This window comes from Streptomyces sp. NPDC093984 (assembly GCF_044764595.1).
Classification (GTDB): Bacteria; Actinomycetota; Actinomycetes; order Streptomycetales; family Streptomycetaceae; genus Streptomyces; species Streptomyces cynarae.
The window spans coordinates 171,319-190,710 of the sequence record NZ_JBIWIM010000001.1 but is presented as its reverse complement, the minus strand read 5'-3'; the positions used below and the strand labels follow the sequence as shown (position 1 = coordinate 190,710).

The 19,392-nt window shown below is 70.6% G+C and carries 14 protein-coding genes and 2 pseudogenes; 8 read left to right on the top strand and 8 right to left on the bottom strand.

What is annotated here, in order from left to right; genetic code table 11:
• Nucleotides 1-29: 29 nt before the first annotated feature.
• On the top strand, nt 30-788 hold the full coding sequence (locus ACIRC0_RS00850) for an SDR family oxidoreductase (RefSeq protein WP_403609475.1): 759 nt from the start codon (nt 30-32) through the stop codon (nt 786-788).
• Between the two features lie 77 nt (nt 789-865).
• On the opposite strand, the gene ACIRC0_RS00845 is transcribed toward ACIRC0_RS00850, so the two are convergent.
• Together ACIRC0_RS00845 and ACIRC0_RS00840 are read right to left on the bottom strand one after the other, a co-directional pair.
• Nucleotides 866-3,610, bottom strand: coding sequence for an ATP-binding protein (locus ACIRC0_RS00845; protein WP_403609473.1), 2,745 nt, complete (start codon nt 3,608-3,610; stop codon nt 866-868).
• Between the two features lie 290 nt (nt 3,611-3,900).
• Nucleotides 3,901-4,614 carry a sigma-70 family RNA polymerase sigma factor gene (locus ACIRC0_RS00840; RefSeq protein ID WP_403609471.1) on the bottom strand — a complete coding sequence of 238 codons (714 nt, stop codon included), beginning with the start codon at nt 4,612-4,614 and terminating at the stop codon, nt 3,901-3,903.
• Nucleotides 4,615-4,858: 244 nt separating this feature from the next.
• On the opposite strand from ACIRC0_RS00840, the gene ACIRC0_RS00835 reads away from it, so the two are divergent.
• Both ACIRC0_RS00835 and ACIRC0_RS00830 read left to right on the top strand, forming a co-directional pair.
• Nucleotides 4,859-6,325 carry an aldehyde dehydrogenase family protein gene (locus tag ACIRC0_RS00835; RefSeq protein WP_403609469.1) on the top strand — a complete coding sequence of 489 codons (1,467 nt, stop codon included), beginning with the start codon at nt 4,859-4,861 and terminating at the stop codon, nt 6,323-6,325.
• A gap of 241 nt (nt 6,326-6,566) precedes the next feature.
• Nucleotides 6,567-7,427: a helix-turn-helix transcriptional regulator gene (locus ACIRC0_RS00830; protein ID WP_403609467.1), complete on the top strand. Its 861-nt coding sequence runs from the start codon at nt 6,567-6,569 to the stop codon at nt 7,425-7,427.
• 108 nt (nt 7,428-7,535) lie between these two features.
• On the opposite strand, the gene ACIRC0_RS00825 is transcribed toward ACIRC0_RS00830, so the two are convergent.
• On the bottom strand, nt 7,536-7,967 hold the full coding sequence (locus ACIRC0_RS00825; protein ID WP_403612610.1) for a malonic semialdehyde reductase: 432 nt from the start codon (nt 7,965-7,967) through the stop codon (nt 7,536-7,538).
• 92 nt (nt 7,968-8,059) lie between these two features.
• On the opposite strand from ACIRC0_RS00825, the gene ACIRC0_RS00820 reads away from it, so the two are divergent.
• Complete coding sequence (locus ACIRC0_RS00820; RefSeq protein WP_403609464.1) at nt 8,060-8,257, top strand: winged helix-turn-helix transcriptional regulator; 198 nt, start codon at nt 8,060-8,062, stop codon at nt 8,255-8,257.
• Nucleotides 8,258-8,299: 42 nt separating this feature from the next.
• On the opposite strand, the gene ACIRC0_RS00815 is transcribed toward ACIRC0_RS00820, so the two are convergent.
• Nucleotides 8,300-10,030 (bottom strand): FAD-binding protein, encoded by a 1,731-nt coding sequence (locus ACIRC0_RS00815; protein ID WP_403609461.1) that lies wholly within the window; start codon nt 10,028-10,030, stop codon nt 8,300-8,302.
• 217 nt (nt 10,031-10,247) lie between these two features.
• Here ACIRC0_RS00815 and ACIRC0_RS00810 point away from each other — a divergent pair, with 217 nt between their 5' ends.
• Nucleotides 10,248-13,061, top strand: a complete 2,814-nt coding sequence (locus tag ACIRC0_RS00810) for an AAA family ATPase (RefSeq protein WP_403609459.1) — start codon at nt 10,248-10,250, stop codon at nt 13,059-13,061.
• A gap of 149 nt (nt 13,062-13,210) precedes the next feature.
• On the top strand, nt 13,211-13,936 hold the full coding sequence (locus ACIRC0_RS00805; RefSeq protein WP_403609457.1) for a sigma factor: 726 nt from the start codon (nt 13,211-13,213) through the stop codon (nt 13,934-13,936).
• Nucleotides 13,937-14,086: 150 nt separating this feature from the next.
• On the opposite strand, the gene ACIRC0_RS00800 is transcribed toward ACIRC0_RS00805, so the two are convergent.
• Together ACIRC0_RS00800 and ACIRC0_RS00795 are read right to left on the bottom strand one after the other, a co-directional pair.
• A complete protein-coding gene (locus ACIRC0_RS00800; RefSeq protein ID WP_403612792.1) occupies nt 14,087-14,395 on the bottom strand; it encodes a hypothetical protein in 309 nt (102 codons plus the stop codon).
• Between the two features lie 94 nt (nt 14,396-14,489).
• A pseudogene (locus tag ACIRC0_RS00795) lies at nt 14,490-14,588 on the bottom strand (hypothetical protein); the annotation flags it as partial.
• A gap of 2 nt (nt 14,589-14,590) precedes the next feature.
• On the opposite strand from ACIRC0_RS00795, the pseudogene ACIRC0_RS00790 reads away from it, so the two are divergent.
• A pseudogene (locus ACIRC0_RS00790) lies at nt 14,591-14,848 on the top strand (hypothetical protein); the annotation flags it as partial.
• Nucleotides 14,849-14,977: 129 nt separating this feature from the next.
• Here the strand turns inward: ACIRC0_RS00790 and ilvC are convergent.
• Entirely contained in the window at nt 14,978-15,976 is a 999-nt protein-coding gene (gene ilvC / locus ACIRC0_RS00785; protein WP_403609455.1) for a ketol-acid reductoisomerase, read from the bottom strand.
• A 461-nt stretch (nt 15,977-16,437) separates the two neighbouring features.
• On the opposite strand from ilvC, the gene ACIRC0_RS00780 reads away from it, so the two are divergent.
• The gene (locus tag ACIRC0_RS00780) at nt 16,438-17,505 is read left to right on the top strand and encodes a ferritin-like protein (protein WP_403609453.1); all 1,068 of its coding nucleotides are present in this window, start codon (nt 16,438-16,440) and stop codon (nt 17,503-17,505) included.
• 202 nt (nt 17,506-17,707) lie between these two features.
• Here the strand turns inward: ACIRC0_RS00780 and ACIRC0_RS00775 are convergent, their stop codons facing one another.
• A complete protein-coding gene (locus tag ACIRC0_RS00775; RefSeq protein WP_403609450.1) occupies nt 17,708-18,886 on the bottom strand; it encodes a low temperature requirement protein A in 1,179 nt (392 codons plus the stop codon).
• Nucleotides 18,887-19,392: the final 506 nt, after the last annotated feature.

Sequence of the window (19,392 nt, the reverse complement as noted above, 5' to 3'; positions counted from 1 at the left end):
AAACCGCCGTGGGTACGAGGAGGCATCACATGCGGGTGGCCGTGGCCGGAGGAACCGGTCTGGTGGGCAAGCACGTCGTCGCGGAGCTGGAGGCCGCAGGACATCGAGCCGTCGTTCTCGCCCGCTCGCACGGTGTGGAGCTCACCACCGGCGTCGGCTTGGAGGAGAAACTGTCCGGCAGCGACGCGGTGATCGATGTGACGAACATCGTCACGACGAGGAAGAAGACCGCCGTCGACTTCTTCTCCCGGACCACCAGCCACCTGCTCTCCGCCGCCCGGTCGCACGGGATCGGACATCTGGTGACTCTGTCCGTCGTGGGCAGCGACACGGTCGATCTCGGGTACTACCACGGGAAACGCGCGCAGGAGGAGCTGGTCCGCGACGGAGGTGTGCCGTGGACGGTTCTGCGCTCCACCCAGTTCTTCGAGTTTCCCGAACCGCTGCTGGACAGCCGGTCACCGGTTGTCCTGATGCCGAGAATGCTCACCCAGCCCGTCGCCGCCCGGGACGTCGCCGAGAAGCTCGTCGAGCACGCGATCCAGGGCCCTTCGGGCATGGCACGGGAGATCGCCGGTCCCGAACGGTGGGAGATGGTGGACATGGCGCGTCGTGTGGTGCGCGCTCAGGGCCGCAGACGCCTCGTCGTGCCGGTGACGCTTCCGGGCAAGGTGGGCAAGGCCCTGACGGGCGGCGGCCTGCTGCCGCGCGGGGAGTACGTTGAGGGCCGCCGGACCTTCGGCGATCACCTCGCATCCGTGGGGCTGCCCACGGCCACCGGTCTGTGACCGACGCCGGTACGCGGTCAGCGGACCGGCGGTCGCCCAGTGACGGCCGCCCGTCCGTCCCACAGCACAGGTGCCGCTCACAGCGCCGTGCGCAGGAGCCGCCGGGAGGCGACGCCGAGTTTGGCGTACACCTTCCGCAGGTGCCACTCCACGGTGTGCGGGCTGAGGAACAACTGGGCGCCGATCTCGGAGTTGGTGAGCCCGTCCCGGGCCAGCTGCGCGATCTGCATCTCCTGGGCGGTGAGCGTCGCCGCGGAGCCACCGTCGCGTCGGGCCACCGTCTCGCCGGTGGCCCGCAACTCCCGGACGGCACGCTCGGCGAACGCCTCCGCACCGAACCGTGTGAACAGTGCGTGTGCCTCGCGCAACTGCTCTCGGGCGTCGCCGCGCCGGCTTTCCCGCCGCAGCCACTCCCCGTACAGCAGACGCGCCCGGGCCAGCTCCGCCGCGACCCGGGTACGACCCAGTCGTTCGATCGCCTCCCGGTACAGTTCCTCGGCCGTGGCGTCCTGGCTGAGCAGTGCCCGGGAGCGTGCCTGTACGCCCAGTGCCCAGTCCGTCGCGGCGCCGTCCGTCGCCTCGGTCAGCCGGTCCAGCGCGGTCTGCGCCACCTCCTGACGGCCGCTGCGCACTCCGGCCTCCACCAGCTCGGCCAGTCCCCAGTTGGCCACGGCCAGGTCCTGCGGATGCGCGCTCGCCGACCGGGCCGCGTCGAACGCCTCCCCAAACCTGCCCAGACCATTGTGGAGCACAGCCTCAGCCCACCGGGCGACGGCCACACCGACGCCCTCACCGCGGCTCACGGCGCTTTCCACGCCGGCCTCGATCAGCGGGAGGGTCGCGCGCGCACTTCCCTGCCAGGCGGCGAGTGCCATCGCGCCGTACGGCGTGAAGCTGCTGCCGACCGCTTCCTGTACCCGGGGGATCTCCGCGATGAGGAGCGCCGCCGCGTCCAGTTCACCAGCCCATGTGTGGACGACCACCTGCGAGTTGAGCGCGAGCGGCAACTCGGTCAGCGCCCCGACGGTGCGGGCGGTCCGTTCGTGGCGTCTCGCCAGCTCCGTCCAGCCCTCGTCGTCCCACATCTCGGCCGCCAGCGCCGAGGCCTGCCACGACCAGCGCAGGATCTCCTCCGGGTCGGTCTCCCGGCGGAACGCGCGCAGCGCGTCGCGTGAGGCGGGCACCGCGTCGCGGTAACCGCCGGTGAACCGAGCGGCCAGGGCGTCCAGCAGGAGATCGGCAGTGCGCGGCGGCCTGGTGGGGGACGGTGACGTCCGCTGCGCCGTCGCCGCCACCTCGCGTGCGTCGGCGCCGGAGGCGAGGCGCCCGGCGAACATGGCGGCCGACAGGGTGTCCAGGAAGGTCTCCCGGGCCAGTTCGGCGTCGAGGGGCAGCAGGCGACGCGCGGTCGCCAGCAGCAAGGGGAGCGCCTCGTCCATCCGACTGGAGGCGAAGACGATCTGGGCCTCGACCAGATCCGCGCGGGCACGGCCGGGTCCGTCCAGGACGCCATTGCGGGCCAGCGCCAGCAGATCGCGTGCCGCGGCGGGCGCACCGGCACGGAGTTTCGCCTGGGCCGCGGCGAGGGCACGCCTCGCCTTGGGCCGCGGTTGGGGCGTCAGTACGGCCGCGTGTGCGAGGAACGCGGCTGCCGCGGCGGTGCCGCCTCGTGCCAGGGCACGCTCGGCTGACGCCTCCAGTTCGCCGGCGATCGCCTCGTGCGGACGTACCGTCGCCCGCGCCAGGTGCCACGCACGTCGGTCGGGGTCGAGGACCGGGTCGGTCACCTCCGCCAGGACACGGTGGGTCTCCCGGAGCTCCGCGAGCCCGACCGATCGGTAGACGGCGGAGCGCAGCAGGGGATGCCTGAACCGCACGAGCGCCCCGACGCTGAGCAATCCCGCCGTGACCGCCGGGTCGATCGCGCTCGGGCCGATGCCCAGTCGCTCGGCGGCACGCCGGAGCAGCGTCACGTCACCCATCGGCTCGGCGGCGGCGACCAGCAGCAGTCGCTGCGTCGGCGTCGGCAGTGAGCGGACCCGCGCGAGATAGCTTCGCTCGATGCGGCCGGTCACCGGTTCGGGCCCGCTCCGGTCGAGCCCGTTGGCCGGTTCCGCGTCGAGACGGCCGTGGGGCAGTTCCAGCAGCGCGAGGGGGTTGCCGCGTGCTTCGGCGAGGACGCGGTCGCGAATCCGCTCGTCCATCGGGCCGTCGACCGCCGCACTCAGCAGCGCACGGGCGTCGATGTCGTCAAGGCCGGCGACCGTCAGCTCCGGCAGACCGGCCAGCTCGTCGCGACCCCGCTGCTCGCGGGAGGCGAAGACGAGGGCCAGCGGTTCGGCGAGCATCCGCCGCGCCACGAACGCCAGGGTCTGGGCGGAGACCCGGTCGAGCCACTGTACGTCGTCCACGAGGCAGAACAGCGGCTGTTCGGCGGCCACGTCGGTCAGCAGTCCGAGGACGGCCAGACCGACGAGGAACCTGTCGGGAGGCGATCCCGCACTGATCCCGAACGCCGTGGCCAGCGCTTCTCGCTGCGGAGGCGGGAGGGAGTCGACGCGTCCGAGGAACGGGGCACACAGCTGGTGCAGTCCCGCGAACGGCAGCTCCATCTCCGACTCGGCACCCGCCGCACGGGCGACGCGGTGCCCCGCGACGCGTGCTTCCAGGCGATCCAGCAGGGCGGACTTCCCGATTCCGGCTTCGCCCCGCAGAACCAGTACGGCGCTGCGTCCGGCCTCCACCTCGGAGACCAGCGCTTCGAGCGCATCCCGTTCACGGCGCCGGCCGCGCAGATGCTCCGGGCCGTCCACGTTGCTCACCCTGCCCCCTGCACGCGGGGAGCATAACAACAGCGCGGGCGGCTGGGGCCGTCGCGGCGAGGCGGGTGCTTCTCTCTGTCCGGTCAAGGTTTGTGGCTGGGGCAGGCTGTTCGTACGTGCCCAGCCTGGTAGGGCTGCGGTGCTTGAGCATGGGGTGTAGGACGTCGACGCGGCGGCGGCGATCAACCGGTGCTGCCATCACGGGCCCGGAAGCCACGAGTCCGAATCGGGCTCTACGCGGAAGGCAATGGGCGGGCGGCCTTGCTTCCGTGCTCCTCACCGGCGCACTTCTACTCGCCCGTCGCGCACAGCAGCGGTTCCTGAGCGGGCCCGAGGGTGCTCTCGGCGGCGAGCTCCCTCTCCAGGGTGGCGAGGTCGCCCGTCCGGGCCGCCGTGAGGAAGGCCCTCACGAGTCGTCGACGGGCGGCCGGGTCCACCGGCCGGGGGCGGCGGTCGCGGGCGAGTCGCTCCTGGGCACGGGAGGCCTGCTGCCGGGCGTTGGCGACGCTGACGTGCAAGATCTCGGAGATCCGGGTGTAGGGGTAGCCGAAACCCTCCCGCAGGACGTAGACGGCCCGCTGGCTCGGCGTCAGCGTCTGCATCAGCAGGTGGACGGCTCGTTCCACTGCGTCCTGCCGCTCGGCCACCGTGTCCGGACCGGCCTGGGAGTCCGGCGACTCGGGCAGCCAGGAGCCGGCGCAGGCCTCCAGGCGTCGGCGAGTGGACTGGACGACATTGATGGCCAACCGGATCGTCGTCGTCTTGAGCAGTGCCGACGGATTGAGCACGATTGTCCGGTCCGTTCCCTGCCACCGCATCCACGCTTCCTGCAGGACGTCCTCGGCCTCGACCGCGTCGCCGGTGATTCGGTGGGCGATCCTGAGCAGTCCGGGCCGGACCTGGACGAACACGGATACGGCCTCGTGGAGTTCGTCGGCGGCGGAGCGGAAGGCCGTGCCGGCTGCCTTCTCGGGTGCCCTCGACTCGGTCAGATACGGGTTCACGGCCGGCTCCTTCGCTCGATGGGGCGGTGCCCCCAACGTCACACTCCGGTGCCGTCCATCGCGCCCCGGGGAGTCCGTGGGCGGGTGCGTAGTTGTCCCGTGGTGGCCCGGTGTTTCGCCCCCGTGGCACCGGGAGCTCGGGAGAGCGACCGGTCCTCGGCCCGGACGCCGTCGAGCGGCAGTGCCCCGTATCGGAGAGACCTGGCGGGCCAGTGACGCGGATCATGGGCATGGGAGGGCATGGATGCCGCGCGGCGACCGATGTTGCCTTGGCGGCATGAATGAAGAACCTGCGGTTCCTTTTCCTGCTCCGTCCCACTGGATCGACGGCCGAGCCGTCCCGGGTTCCGGCTCGCTGATCGAGGTGGTGAACCCCGCCGACGAATCGGTCATCGCCACGCTGCACGAGGGCACGGCGGCGGAGGTGGACCTGGCGGTGGACGCCGCGCTCACCGCGTTCCCCGGATGGGCGGCGACGTCCGTCGAGCACCGTGCGGCCGTCATGCGGCGCCTGGCGGAGGGCCTGGAGAAGCACTGCGAGGAACTGTCGGCCACCATCACCCTGGAGATGGGCGCACCGATCGGCTTCTCCAGGCAGGCGCAGGTGGGCTTCCCGGTCGCCTCGATCCTGGCCGCGGTCGCGGCGGCCGAGGAGTTCGAGTGGGCGTCGATGATCGAGAACTCGCTCGTCGTTCGCGAGCCCATCGGTGTCGTGGGAGCGATCACCCCGTGGAACTTCCCGCTCCAGCAACTGGTGACCAAGGTCGTGCCCGCGATTCTGGCGGGCAACACCGTCGTCCTGAAGCCGTCGGAGATGTCCCCTCTCAGCGCCAGGATGTTCGCCGAGATCATCTCCGAGGCGGGCCTGCCCGATGGCGTGTTCAACGTGGTGCAGGGCACCGGCCCGGTCGTCGGCGAGGCCCTCTCCCGGCATCCGAAAGTCGACATGATCTCCTTCACCGGATCCACCCGGGCCGGCCGAAGCGTCTCCGTCGCCGCTTCCGGCACGGTCAAGCGAGTCGCACTCGAACTCGGCGGCAAAGCGGCCCACATCGTCCTGCCCGAGGCCGACCTCGACCTCGCCGTCGCCCGCGGGCTGGCCTTCGCCTGGGCCAACGGCGGCCAGGCCTGCGGCGCCTACGTGCGCATGCTCGTGCCCGAGGCGCTCCAGGAGACCGTGGTCGACAAGCTCCGGGCCGCGGCCGAGGAATACGTTGTCGGTGATCCCGCCGACGAGGGCACGAGGATCGGCCCGCTCGCTTCGGAGGCCCAGCGTCGGCGCGTCGACGACTACATCCGGCAGGCCATCGCCGACGGTGCCACGCTCGTGGTCGGTGGCCCCGGCCGACCGGAGGGCCTGGAGACCGGTGCCTACGTCAGGCCCACGATCTTCTCCGACGTCGACCCGCACTCGGTCATCGCCCAGGAGGAGGTCTTCGGCCCGGTCCTCGTCGTCATCCCGTACGTCGACGACGACCACGCCGTCGAGATCGCCAATGGCACGATCTACGGGCTGAACGCCGCGGTGACCGGTGACGAGGACCACGCGATGGCGATCGCCGGGCGCCTGCGTGTCGGCCAGGTCGATGTCAACGGTGGACAGCACAACTTCCAGGCCCCCTTCGGCGGGTACAAGCAGTCCGGCAACGGCCGGGAGATGGGCCGTGCCGGTCTCGAGGAATTCCTGGAGACGAAGGCGATCACCCGCTGACGCGACGCGTCGTCATCACGCCGGGAGGGGAGCGGGCGGGTGGTCGGCTCCCCTCCCGGGGTGAGCGCGGTTGTGGACGCACGATCCACCGTGTCATGGGAATGGGTGGTCCTGACCGCATCGTTCACACGGTGCAAGTGTCGGGCGGACGACGGCCACACCCCGCCCGCCGACCCACCCTGGGCTCCACGGACCGGTGCGTCCCGTCGGGGACTGCGTTGTCCCGGGAGGAAGGACAGCCATGGCGGACCGAGCAGCACTGGCGGCTCTTCTCCGGGCCCGCCGCGAGGCCCTCCAGCCGGAGGACGTCGGCCTGCCCCGCGGGCGTCGCAGGCGTACCGGGGGGCTGCGGCGCGAGGAAGTCGCGGCACTGTGCGACATGTCGGCGGACTACTACCGCCGGCTCGAGCAGCCGCGAGGTCCCCACCCCTCGGAGCAGATGCTCGCCGCGCTGGCCCGCGGCTTGCGCCTGTCATTGGAGGAGCGTGACCTTCTCTTCCAGCTCGCCGGTCACGCCCGGCCGCGCCGTGTGCGGCGCGGGGACCACATCAACCCGGGGATGATGCGCATCCTGGACCGGCTCGAGGACACCCCCGCCCAGGTGATGAACCACCTGGGCGAGACGCTGAAGCAGACGCCTCTGGCCGTGACGCTGCTGGGCGACGAGACGGCCCATACCGGTCTGGCGCGCAGCGCCCACTACCGCTGGTTCACCGACCCCGCCTCCCGCCTGGTCCACCCCGAGAGCGACCACGCCGAGCAGAGCCGTCTGATGGTGGCGGACCTGCACGGCGCCTACACCCGCGACGGCGGCGACTCGCACGCCGCCGAGCTCGTGGACGTGCTGAACGAGGAGAGCCCCGAGTTCGCCGGCATCTGGCGGGAGCGTCCCGTGCTGGGGCCCTACTGTGACTCCAAACGCTTCTGTCACCCACAGATCGGGACACTGGAACTGCACTGTCAGACACTGGTCGACCCCGACCAATCCCAGCGGCTCGTGGTTTACACCGCAATACCGGGAACCGAGAGCCACACAAACCTCCAGCTGCTGTCCCTCCTGCCCGATCGCCCCAGGGATGCCCGTCCGGGTCATACCGTGTGACACGTCCTCGTGGCGGCCGATTCGCTGTCACAGGTTCGCGGCCCGCCCGGTCGTTGGCATATGAGTCGATCTCCGCCCTGCGACGCCCTCGCGCGGCAGCGGCCCGGGTCAGACCCAGGTGACGGCGTGCTCGTGGGCCACACGCGGCAAGCGGTCGAACTCCGGGGGGCCGGCCGGGTAGCCGATGTTCACGACGAGTACGGAGTGCCAGTCGTTGTCCCTGAAGAACTCCTTGTCGATCCCGGCCGCGTCGAAGCCGGCCATCGGTCCGGCGGCCAGGCCGGAGGCGCGTACGGCGAGGATGAAGCAGCCGGCTTGGAGCGGTCCGTTGAAGGAAGTGATGCTGTCCCGCTGAGCGGAGTCGCCCTCGAAGCGCTCCTTCAGCTGAGGACGGATCGGCAGGATGTGCGGGATGTGCTCGTGGAATCGGTTGTCGACGGCCAGCACCGCGACGACCGGCGCGGAGGCTGACTTGGGCCGGTTTCCCTCGTCGAGGTGCGGCAGCAGGCGCTCCTTGCCCTCCGGCGTCCGGACGAACAGGACACGCAGCGGCTGCAGGTTCGCGGCGGTCGGGGCCCAGCGGGCCAGCTCCCAGTGAATTGCGGCGTGCGGTTGAAGGCATCAGCGACTCGGTGCTTTCGGAGCGGCTGCCCGAACTGTCCGCCGCCGGACTCACCGTGCGTGAGGTGGAGCCCGGACCGCCCGTCACGGTCCGCTATCGCCTCACTCCGGACGGGACGGCTCTCATGCCCATCCTCAGCGAGCTGGCCGGTTGGGCCTCCCGCCACCTGCCGACGAGGCCGACGGCCTCGCGGCGCGGCGGCCGTTGATCTGCGCGCGAGGTCGGCGGCCGTCCGAGGCGGCCACGAACCCTACTCGGGAGACGCGGCGTCACCCGAGACCTCCCGCATCAACGCGACGATGTGGGTGGGGATGGGCGGGACGGGTTCGCGGCGTACCCCGGTCGTCGGGGACCACACCAGATTGACCGTCAGGTCCGGATCGACATCGGGGTAGTCGGACCGGTGGTGGCTGCCTCGGGTCTCCCGCCGCTCCAACGCGCACTCGAGCGTCGCGCGAGCGGCGAGGACGGTGGACCTGAGGTCGTAGGCGTACGCGAGGTCCTGGAAACCCCCGATGTCGATGTGGACACCCACCTGCTCCCCGCGGGCCTCGATCTCGTCGAGCTCGTCGAGCCCGGCGGTGAGCCCGGCCTCGTCGCGCAGGACGCCGGCGTGCTCCGTCATCAGGTGACGCACCGACTGCAGCAGCGCGCGGACGTTCTGATCGCCGTAGGCGGCCAGCAGCCGGTTCACGTCCGCCTCCGCGGCGCGCACCGCCGCCGGCGACCGCTGCTGAGTGGTGAGCCGGGCCGAGTACTCCGCCGCGGCCCGGCCGGCGATCCGGCCGTAGACGAGGAGTTCGATCAGCGAGTTTCCCTCCAGCCGGCTCGCGCCGTGCAGCCCGCTGGCCGCCTCCCCGATCACGAACAGCCCGCTGACCTCGGTGCTGTGGTCCTCGGGCCTCACCCAGACACCGCCCAGGGAGAACTGGGCGGTCGGCGCGACTTCGATCGGATCGCGGGTGATGTCGAGGGCCTGCACGTCCAACAGTGTCTGGTGCACCCGCGGCAGCCGCGTCAGAACCGTCTCGCGCGCCAGGTGGGACAGATCGAGCCACACCCCGCCGGCCTGGCTGCCGCGGCCCTCCTTGATCTCCGTGTAGGCGGCCAGCGCGACCGTGTCCCGGCTGCACCGTTCCATGCGTTCGACGTCGTAGCGCGCCATGAACCGCTCACCGAGGTTGTTGAGCAGGACCCCGCCCTCGCTGCGAGCCGTCTCGCTGACGAGCAGGCCGGCCGCGTGCTCCGGCCCGATCAGCCCCAGGGGATGGAACTGCACCAACTCGGGGTCGCGCAACCGCGCGCCTGCCTCGACGGCGAGGCGGAAGGAGTCGCCGGCGCTCTTGTCGCGGCGTGCGGACGTGCGCCGCCAGATGCGGGTGTGCCCTCCGGTCGCGAGGATCACGGAGTCGGCGTGCACCAGGTAGCGAGAGCCGTCGACGAGGTCGAATCCGTAGGCGCCGAACACCGTTCCGTCATCGACCAACAGCCGGGTGACGTACACGCCGGTCAGGACGGGGATGCCGAGCTCTGTCGCGCGTGCCCGCAGTGCCCGCTGCACCTCCGGCACGGCGTATTCGTCGGCGAACGCCGCGCCGCGGTACGAGTGTTCGCCGGGCTGGGGCAGGGCGGGCTCACCGAGACCCCAGCGGTCCATACGCGAGCCGTAGCGGCCCACGTCGTGCAAGCTCTGCCCCGCGTACCGGGCCACGACCTGCGCCGTGCGGGGGTCGGCCAGCAAGCGGCCTTCCCGCAGCGTGTCGGCCGCATGCCGGTCCCACGCGTCGCTGGTGCCGACGGCGGCCGTCGCCCACGTGGGACCTCCGGACGCCGGGGGCGGATACGTGCTTACGGGCGTGCGTTTGGCCACGGCGATGACCGCGACACCGGCCTCCGCGACCTCGATGGCCGCCCGAAGGCCTGACCCACCGGCTCCCACCACGAGAACAGACGTGGCGAGCTGGTGTCCTAGCGAAGACATGGGGGACCTCCTGCGACAGCGGACGGGTGAGATCGTCGGCAGTGGTCGACCGGACAGCGGCCTGTTTTGTGACAGCTGCCGGGCATTTTCCACCATGGAGTCCGTCACACTGAATTGATCACAGTGTGTGGGGTGTTTCCAGGTATCGTTGCAAGACTTGTTCTGACAAGTTGTGAGAGATTTTCATCCCCCTGACTTCTCCGAGGAGCCACGTCGCATGATCGCCAGCCCGCTTCCCGACCTGGTCGGCCGGCAACGCGAGTGCGCGGCACTCGACGACCTGCTGGTCGGTCTGCGTGAAGGCGGGTCGCACGTACTGGTGCTCCGTGGTGAGGCCGGCATCGGGAAGTCGGTGCTCCTGGAGTACGTGGCCGCGCAGGCGTCGCGGGTGAAGGTGACCTGGGCACACGGCATCGAGGCGGACATGGAGCTGCCCTACGCGAGCCTGCACCAGCTGTGCACGCCCTTCCTGGACGAGCTGGACAACTTGCCGGAACCCCAACGCGACGCCCTGCGCGTGGCGTTCGGCATGGCAGCTGGAGACCCCCCCGACCGCTTCCTGGTCGGTCTCGCCGTGCTCACCCTGCTCACCCGCGTCTCGGAGACCCGGCCGGTACTCGTCCTGGTCGACGACGCCCAGTGGCTGGACCAAGTGTCCCTGCAGACCCTGGAGTTCGTGGCCCGCCGACTGCTCGCGGAGGACGTCGCGATGGCGTTCGCGGTGCGCGACCCCGAGGGAGAGTCCGCGCTCAGCGATCTGCCGACGCTGCGGCTCGACGGTCTCGACACCGCCGCGGCCGGCCAGCTCCTGAAGGCTGCGGTCGGCGGGCGGCTGGAGAAGCGGGTCCGGGACCGGTTCGTCGCCGAGATGCGCGGCAACCCGCTGGCGCTGCTCGAATTCTCCCGTGGGCGCAGCGCCGCCGAGCTGGCCTACGGCCTGGACTCGTCGAGCTACCCGAGCGCCCAGGGGCCGGTCGCGAGCCGTGTCGAACGCGACTTCGCCAGTCGGCTCGGTTCGCTGCCGGCGGCGACCCGGACCCTGTTGCTGATCGCCGCGGCGGAACCGGTCGGTGACGCGCGCCTGCTGGTCCGTGCAGCGGACCTGCTCAAGATCGTCCCCTATGCCGCACCGGCCAAGGCGGCCGGCCTGATCGAATTCGGGGAGTCCGTCCGGTTCCGGCACCCGCTGGTCCGTTCCGCTGTCTACCACGGGGCCGAGCCCGAGGAACGCCGAGCGGTGCACAGGGCGCTGGCCGAGGCCACGGACCCGGTCCTGGACCCCGACCGGCGCGCCTGGCACGCCGCACAGGCCGCCGACGGGCCGGACGAGGAGGTGGCCGCGGGGCTGGAGGAGGCCGCCGACCGCGCGCGGCAGCGCGGCGGCATCGCGGCCGAGGCGGTACTGCTGGAACGCGCGGCCGAGGTGACGCCGGACCCGTGGCCGCGGGGCCGCAGAGCCCTCGCAGCGGCCGAAGCGCACTTCTCGGCCGCCGCACCCGACCGGGCCACCGAGCTCGCGACGGTGGCCGAACTGTGTCCCTTGAGCGCCCTGGACCGCGCCCGCCTGGCGCGGCTGCGGGCAAGAATCCTCTTCGCCCGCAGCCGCAGCGACGAGGCAGCACCGCTGCTCCTCGATGCGGCCGCGCAGTTCACCGCCGCCGGGTCGCCCTTGGCGCGGGAGACGTACCTGGAGGCGATCAGCGCGACCATCTTCGCGGGCCGGGTTCACGGTCCGACAGGGGCCCGCGCCGCCGCGATCGCGGCCCGCTCGTCCGGGGCACCCCCCTCGGGCTCCGAGGCCGCCGACCTCCTCCTCGACGGTGTGGCCGCGCTCCTCGCGGACGGGTACGAGAGCGGCGTTTCGGCGCTGCGCGGCGCGCTGGAGCTGCTCGCGCACGAGGAACTCGGCACCCGGGAGGCGACCATGCGCTGGCTGCTGCTCGCCCCGGTCGCGTTGGAGGCGTTCATCCACTACGCCTGGGACCTGCACGCGTGGGACACGCTGTCGAGCCGAGCTGTGCGCCTGGCCCGCGACATCGGCGCGCTCGGCGCACTGCCACCGGCCCTCATCTACGCCGGCGGGGTGCATATCCACTACGGGGACTTCGCCGAGGCCGCACGGATGATCGACGAGGCCGACGCGCTCGCCGCAGCGACCGGCCACGCCCCGCACAAGTACGCCACCCTGGTTCTGGCCGCCTGGCGGGGCGAGGCGGACGTCGCCGCCGGCATCATCGACGAAGCCAGGCAACGGGCCGAACAACGAGGCGAGGTGTCCCTGCTGGGCGCCATGGGCTACATCCAGGGCGTGCTGTTCAACGGCCTGGCACGCTACGAGGAGGCCCTGGAGGCCGCGCGCACGGCGATCGAGCACGACGGGTTCAACTTCACCGGCCTGTCGCTGGTCGAACACGTCGAGGCCGCCACCCGCTGTGGTGAGCTGGACCAGGCCCGTGCCTCCCTGGCCCGGCTGATCGAACTCACCCGCGCCGCCGACTCCGGCTGGGCCCGCGGCGCCACCGCCCGAAGCCAGGCGCTCCTCGCCGGGGGTGACGAGGCCGACCGCCTCTACCGGACCGCGATCGAGGAGTTCGGCCGCGGCGGTGTGGCCGTGGAAGTGGCACGCACCCACCTGCTGTACGGCGAGTGGCTGCGCCGCACCCAACGCCGTTCGCTGGCCCGGGAGCAACTGCGCACGGCTCACAAGATGTTCGACGGCATGCGTGCCCACGCCTTCGCCGAGCGGGCCCGCCGCGAACTGCTCGCCACCGGCGAACACGTCAGGGTGCGGGAGGACAAGCCGACGAGCGCCCTCACTCCCCAGGAGTCGCAGGTCGCGACGCTCGCCGCCGAGGGCATGACGAACGCGAAGATCGGCGCGGAGCTGTTCATCAGCCCACACACCGTGGAGTGGCATCTGCGCAAGGTGTATACGAAGCTCGGCATCAACTCACGTCGCGCGCTGCCGGGTGCCCTGGCGAACGCCCCGGCCGCGGACCTGCGTGACGAGGGCACGGTGCGCAGTGCGTGAGGGCCGCTGCGGGACCCGGGGTCTCCCCGGGGGCCCCAACGGGGTCCTACGGACTCGACCACGGGAAGCAAGGGCGCGGGGGACGGTGTCACGAACCGAGGGTGGAGCCATCGCCCTTGACGGGTGCCGTCCACCATGAGGAGTTCCCGATGTCCGTGCCCCGCACGGAGACGACGACGCCGACCCACCCCCCGGTCGCCCGTGCGGCCGAGGACGACCTGCACATCGCGCTCGACATCTTCCTGGCCCAGCGCAGACGGCTCTTCCGCATCGCCTACCGCATTCTCGGCGACGTCACAGGAGCCGAGGACGTGGTCCAGGAGGTGTGGCTGCGCTGGCAGCTCACGCAGATCGACCGTCCGACCGCGTTCCTCGTCACGGCCACGACCCGGTTGGCCATCAACGTCGTCCAGTCCGCGCAGTACCGCCACGAGATCCCGTTGGAGCCGCAGTTGGCCGACCTCGGTGACCGGGCCGCCCAGGATCCCGTGCTGAGCGCCGAGCAGGCCGTGGCGATCGAGGGGGCCCTGACCCTGCTCATGGCGCGGCTGACGCCGAATCGGCTGGCCGCGTACGTCCTGCGCAAGGGTTTCGGCTACGCCTACGCCGAACTTGCGGCGTTGCTCCGGGTCAGCGCCCCGAACGCACGGGTGATGGTCCACCGGGCGCAGGCCAGCCTGGATTGCGACCGCGAGCGGCCGGTCCCCGCCGAGTCGCACCGTCGCCTCGCCGCCGCGTTCCGGGCCGCGGCCGGCACCGGGGACCTGGAGGGCCTCGTGCGGCTTCTCGTCCCCGAGGGCCAGGCGCACGGCTTGCTGTCGTCGTCCCGCCGATCGTCCGGTCCCGAGTACCGGCCCGTCCGTCACGCGGCGTGAGAGGTCTCTCGCCGCACCGCGGTACCGCAGGCTCCCGGTGCCGGGCCAGTTGCTGGGCGGGACCACCCCGCACCTGAAAACCGAAACGGCCGGCCTGCCGGGTAACGGGCACCCGGCAGGCCGGCCGCGGTCCGGACGGACCACGTCCCGTCAGGCGAACGCGACGGTCGGGTAGTCGGTGTAACCGGTCACGCCACCGCCGTAGAAGCCGGCCGGGTCGGCCGTGTTGTACGGGCCCTCGGTCCTGAGCCGGGTGATGAGGTCCGGATTGGCCAGGTACGGCCGGCCCAGCGCCACCGCGTCGGCCAGCCCCTCACCGAGCACCTCGGCCACCGCCAGATGCGGTGCGGCCTCGTCGTAGCGAGGATTGAGGACGAACGGGCCGGACCACGCGGCACGCACGTGGCGCGTGAGGTCGCGCTTCCCCGTCTCCCGCATGTGGACATAGGCGAGGGGCACGTCGGACAGGGGCGGCCAGGAGCGTGGTGTACAGGCTTGCGGGGTCGCTCTCCGCGATACCGAGGTCGGTGTTCCCCGGTGAGATGCGCAGGGCGACCCGCTCGGCTCCGACGGCGGCCGCGGTGGCCTTGACTACCTCGATGGGGAAACGGACGTGGTGGTCGACGCTGCCGCCCCATCGGTCGGTCCGCACATGGACGCGAGGAGTTCGGTACGTACTTCATCGGCTACGCGCGCGATCCCGAGGTCACGGAGACGATGCTGGAGCGCATGTTCCTGGGCACGCGGTCGGCATCGTACGACCGCATTCTGGACTTCTCCACCCCGGTCACGGGCTCCCTGTTCTTCACCCCGTCCGCGGACTTCCTGGAGGACCTGCCTGAGCCGCCGGCCTGCGAAGACCGCGGGAGTGACGCACATGTGTCACTTCGACCGAGCCGGGGCGGTTCATAACGACTCGACCGAGCCGGAGCGGTTCACAACGACGCCGATTCTTCCCCCAGCTGCCACCGGCGGCATGTCAGGGGCAGGGGGCAGAGCACCGCCGCCCCCTGCCGCGCAGGCCGCTGCCCGTACGACGACCTACGCCTCCTCGTTCACCCATGACATCAGCTTGCGCAGCTCCTTGCCGGTGGTCTCCAGCAGGTGCTCGGAGTCCTGCTTCTTGTACTCGTCGTACTTCTTCAGACCGCCGTGGTACTCGTCCATCCAGTTCTGGGCGAAGGTGCCGTCCTGGATCTCGGCGAGGATCTTCTTCATCTCGGCCTTGGTGGCGTCGGTGATGATGCGCGGGCCGGTGACGTAGTCGCCCCACTCGGCGGTCTCGGAGATCGACCAGCGCATCTTCTCCAGGCCGCCCTCGTACATGAGGTCCACGATCAGCTTCAGCTCGTGCAGGCACTCGAAGTAGGCGATCTCAGGCTGGTAGCCGGCTTCGGTCAGCGTCTCGAAGCCGGCCTTCACCAAGGCGGAGACACCGCCAGCGAGCACGGCCTGCTCGCCGAACAGGTCGGTCTCGGTCTCCTCGGTGAACGTCGTGCGGATGACACCGGCGCGGGTGCCTCCGATGCCCTTCGCGTACGACAGGGCCAGCGCGAGGGCGCCTCCGGTCGGGTCCTGCTCCACGGCAACGAGACAGGGAACGCCGCGGCCCTCCTCGTACTGACGACGGACCAGGTGGCCCGGGCCCTTCGGGGCGACCATGCACACGTCCACACCGGCCGGGGCCTTCACGAAGCCGAAGCGGACATTGAAGCCGTGGCCGAAGAACAAGGCGTCGCCGTCCTTCAGGTGCGGGGCGATGTGCTTCTCGTAGACCTCGCCCTGGATCGGGTCCGGGACCAGGATCATGATGACGTCGGCCTCGGCAGCGGCCTCGGCCACCGTCACCACACGCAGGCCCTGCTCCTCGGCTTTCGCGTTGGAACTGGAGCCCTCGTGCAGGCCGACGCGGACGTCGACGCCGGAGTCACGCAGCGACAGCGCGTGGGCGTGGCCCTGGCTGCCGTAACCGATGACCGCGACCTTGCGGTCCTGGATGATGGACAGGTCGGCGTCTGCGTCGTAGAACAGCTCAGCCATGGGACACACCTTTCACGGACAACTCCCCGGATAACACGTTCGTTGAGGCCGGGCTGCAAATGAGCACTGCGACTCCGGAGGAGTGGGAAGACGGAAGAACAAGGCCAAGAGGGCTTGGGACGGCGTCCAGCCGGGGCGGAGCCCTGGATGCCCTGGCACGCCCGCCCGCCGGTCGACGGCCGCAACACTATCTCACGTTCACTATGCATCGAATGCGTAGGTGTGGATCACGCCAACACCAAACACTGTGAGGGCATGGTCGCACAGTGCGCGTGCACCCATCCGCGTGTCACAGAAGCTCGGTCTCGCCTGTCAGTGAAGTGACCTCAGAGGGTGCACCTGCCCTGTCGGCGACGGACGAACAGCCTCGTCACCCCGTCACGACGGGGGCGGCGCTCCGCCGTCGACCGCCGCATGGCATGAGCACCCCTGCGCCTACGAAACCGAAGTGAGCCTCTACCATGCCTCAGGGCCAGCCCGCCACACTTGACACCGTTTCGGCGACCGGCATCGCGACGCTGGAAGACCTGCGCCAGCACCTGCAGTGGGCGATCGAACTCGAACATTCCACGCTGCCGCCGTACCTGACAGCCCTGTACTCGCTCGACCCCGAGCGGAACGCGGATGCCGCGCAACTCATCGGCGGTGTCTTCGTCGAGGAGATGATCCATCTCGCCCTGGCCGCGAACCTGCTCAACGCGGTCGGCGGCCAACCCCTCCTGGACGCGCCCCACATGCTGCCGCCACACCCGCGGACGATGCCGCACGCCGCCCCAGACATAGAGTTGTCCCTACTGCCGTTCGGACCGGAGGCGCTCGAAATGTTCCTCCGTCTCGAACAGCCCGCGCATCCCGGAGACCCAGCCGAGGGGGACAGTTACGAGACGATCGGACAGTTCTATGACGCGATCGAGAAGGGACTGCGGTATCTGTGCGCCGAACTGGGTGAGGACCAGGTCTTCACCGGGAACCCCACCCGTCAGGTCGCCGGCGGCCCGTTCGCCCACACAGCAGGGCACCTCGCCCCGGTCACCGACCTCAGCTCGGCACTCGCGGCGCTGGAGGAGATCGTCGAGCAGGGTGAGGGTGCGGCCCGCGCCGCCGTTTGGGATGGGGACAAGGACCCGTTCCACCCCGAGACCAAGGCGGTCTCCCACTACTACCGGTTCCAGGAACTGGCGCTGGGCCGGCGTTACCAGCCCGGTGACACGCCCGAGTCCGGTCCGACCGGTGAGGCCGTGACCACGGACCCTGCCGGCGTGCGCCCCGTGCGCCCCAACCAGCGGGTGGCGGACCACCCCGAGGGCAGCGCGATCCGCACAGCGCAGGAAGCGTTCAATCAGACGTACTGCAAGATGCTGAACATGCTGCAGCAGGCCTTCAACGGCAACCCGGCGATGCTGGGGATGTCCGTGGGCACCATGTACGCGATCAAGGGACAGGCGCAGAGCCTGATGGCCGTCCAGGACGACGAGGGCCTGGCCGCGGGCCCGACCTTCGAGTACGTCGCACCCGAAGACCGCGCCTAGAGCCAGGCCGGAGCGATTCCCTGAGTAGCGACGGTTCTGGACGACAGGGCCCGAGCCGCGTGGTGCACCAGCAGACAGGGGCCCCGTCTGCTGGTGCACGCCGTCCGCGGCCTTGCTGGACCGGGTTCTCATGACGCGGCGGCGCCGCGAAGAGATATCGGCGGCCCGGGACAGGCGCGCGGCTTCTGCGGCCGTACGGTGGTCAGGACCTGTGGGCTTCGCGCTGTGCGACGACGAGGGACGTACCGATCAGCAGCGACGCGATGACGCCGGTGCACAGCACGGCGAACGTCGTGAACGTGGCGGCGAGGATGGCGACAGCCGCGACAGGAGGAAGGACGTCGGCCATGGTGGACGGCTGCTGCGCCGTCCACCGATGCAACAGCCACACAAAGGTGACGAAGAGGGCGACGGGCACCGTGTAGGCGGCCGCGGCCTGAAGGTCGGTGAGAGCACGGTGACCGGTGACGTGGGCGACGTTGACGGCGAGCGCCGCCCCTACGGCAGCCGCGGCGGCGAACACGACGTAGTGCCCGTAGCCCCACAGCATTGCGGTCCTCTGCGTCCTGAGGCGGCGCGGCGCGTCCTGGGCGAAGTACAGCCACCACAGCGAGAAGACGGTCAGCATCCCGCCCAGCGCGATGGCCAGGACAGAGCCGAGTTCCTTGCGGGTGTCCAGGGCGGTGCCCACGGCACGGCCGGCGGCCATGACGGACTCGCCGAGCACGATCAGAGTGAACAGGCCGTAGCGCTCGGCTATGTGCTCCGGGTGCCACGTGGTGCCCTCGGCACGTTCGGCCCACACCGGCACCGCGAGTTCCCCGACCGCGAGGACGGCGAACGAGGCGATACCACCGTCGTGGGGCAGAGCCAGCCGGGTCAGCCAGCCGATCTGCAGGACAAGGATGCCGACGGCGTACCGCAGCGCCGACCGCCGACGTTCCTGGTCCGTGTACGCGGCGCGCAACCATTGGCTGACCATGGCCAGCCGCATGACGACATAACCCCAGGTGATGATCGTGAAGTTTCCGTGCTCCAGGGCCTCGGCGGCTCCTGCGGCCATGAGCAGGGCCCCGCTGATCTGGATCAGGGTGAGGAGACGGTACGGGACGTCGTCCGTGTCGTAGGCGGAGGCGAACCAGGTGAAGTTCATCCAGGCCCACCAGATCGCGAAGAACACGAGTGCATAACCGAGCAGACCGTGCCCCGGACGGCCCGCAGCGATCTCGTGCTCGAACGTCGACGAGGCCTGGGCGACGGCGGCGACGAAACAGAGATCGAAGAACAACTCCAGCGCGGTGGCGGTCCGGTGCTCCTCACCAGCATGGCGGCCGAGCATCGGCCGGTACCATGCGCTGGATACGTACGGTGACTGACTCATGGCGTCCTGATCTCAGGGTCGGGCAGCGGCGGAAGAGGGGCGGAAACGCGACCGATCGGCGACGGAGACACTGGGCGAAGCTGCTCCCACCACTCCAAGTGGTCACTGACTACGACCAGACCCGACGACGATTTGTGACAGCCCCGCAAAGTACCGCAGGAACACGGCGATGTGGCTGCCGCGTTCACCAAGGTTGTCGCCGCCGAAGATCTCTGGCCCCGCTATGGCGACACACGGCTCATGACCTGCGCTGTACCAAAGTGCCAACTATTTTGCTGATTCTGCGGCTCCGGGCGCTGAAGCTACTTGGCATCAGTGCAGGTCGTGAACGTGGCCTGATGCCAACTAGCGAGCCTGGTCACAGCCTGGCGCGTCGGCTGCGCGGCCGGGACGTGAATCCGGCCTTCTCGTCCGCTCCCGCTCCCGCTCCCGCTCCCGCTCCCGCTTCCGCGAGACCTGCCCGCCCGCAGAGCTCGTCCGCGTTCCCCACCGGATCACCCGGCGCG

What these genes read in the sequence shown, in the direction of transcription:
- ACIRC0_RS00815 (WP_403609461.1), bottom strand. Translation starts at nt 10,030, where the DNA reads ATGTCTTCGCTAGGACACCAGCTCGCCACGTCTGTTCTCGTGGTGGGA.
- ACIRC0_RS00775 (WP_403609450.1), bottom strand. Translation starts at nt 18,886, where the DNA reads ATGAGTCAGTCACCGTACGTATCCAGCGCATGGTACCGGCCGATGCTC.
- ACIRC0_RS00810 (WP_403609459.1), top strand. Translation starts at nt 10,248, where the DNA reads ATGATCGCCAGCCCGCTTCCCGACCTGGTCGGCCGGCAACGCGAGTGC.
- ACIRC0_RS00805 (WP_403609457.1), top strand. Translation starts at nt 13,211, where the DNA reads ATGTCCGTGCCCCGCACGGAGACGACGACGCCGACCCACCCCCCGGTC.
- ACIRC0_RS00780 (WP_403609453.1), top strand. Translation starts at nt 16,438, where the DNA reads ATGCCTCAGGGCCAGCCCGCCACACTTGACACCGTTTCGGCGACCGGC.
- ilvC (WP_403609455.1), bottom strand. Translation starts at nt 15,976, where the DNA reads ATGGCTGAGCTGTTCTACGACGCAGACGCCGACCTGTCCATCATCCAG.
- ACIRC0_RS00830 (WP_403609467.1), top strand. Translation starts at nt 6,567, where the DNA reads ATGGCGGACCGAGCAGCACTGGCGGCTCTTCTCCGGGCCCGCCGCGAG.
- ACIRC0_RS00850 (WP_403609475.1), top strand. Translation starts at nt 30, where the DNA reads ATGCGGGTGGCCGTGGCCGGAGGAACCGGTCTGGTGGGCAAGCACGTC.
- ACIRC0_RS00835 (WP_403609469.1), top strand. Translation starts at nt 4,859, where the DNA reads ATGCCGCGCGGCGACCGATGTTGCCTTGGCGGCATGAATGAAGAACCT.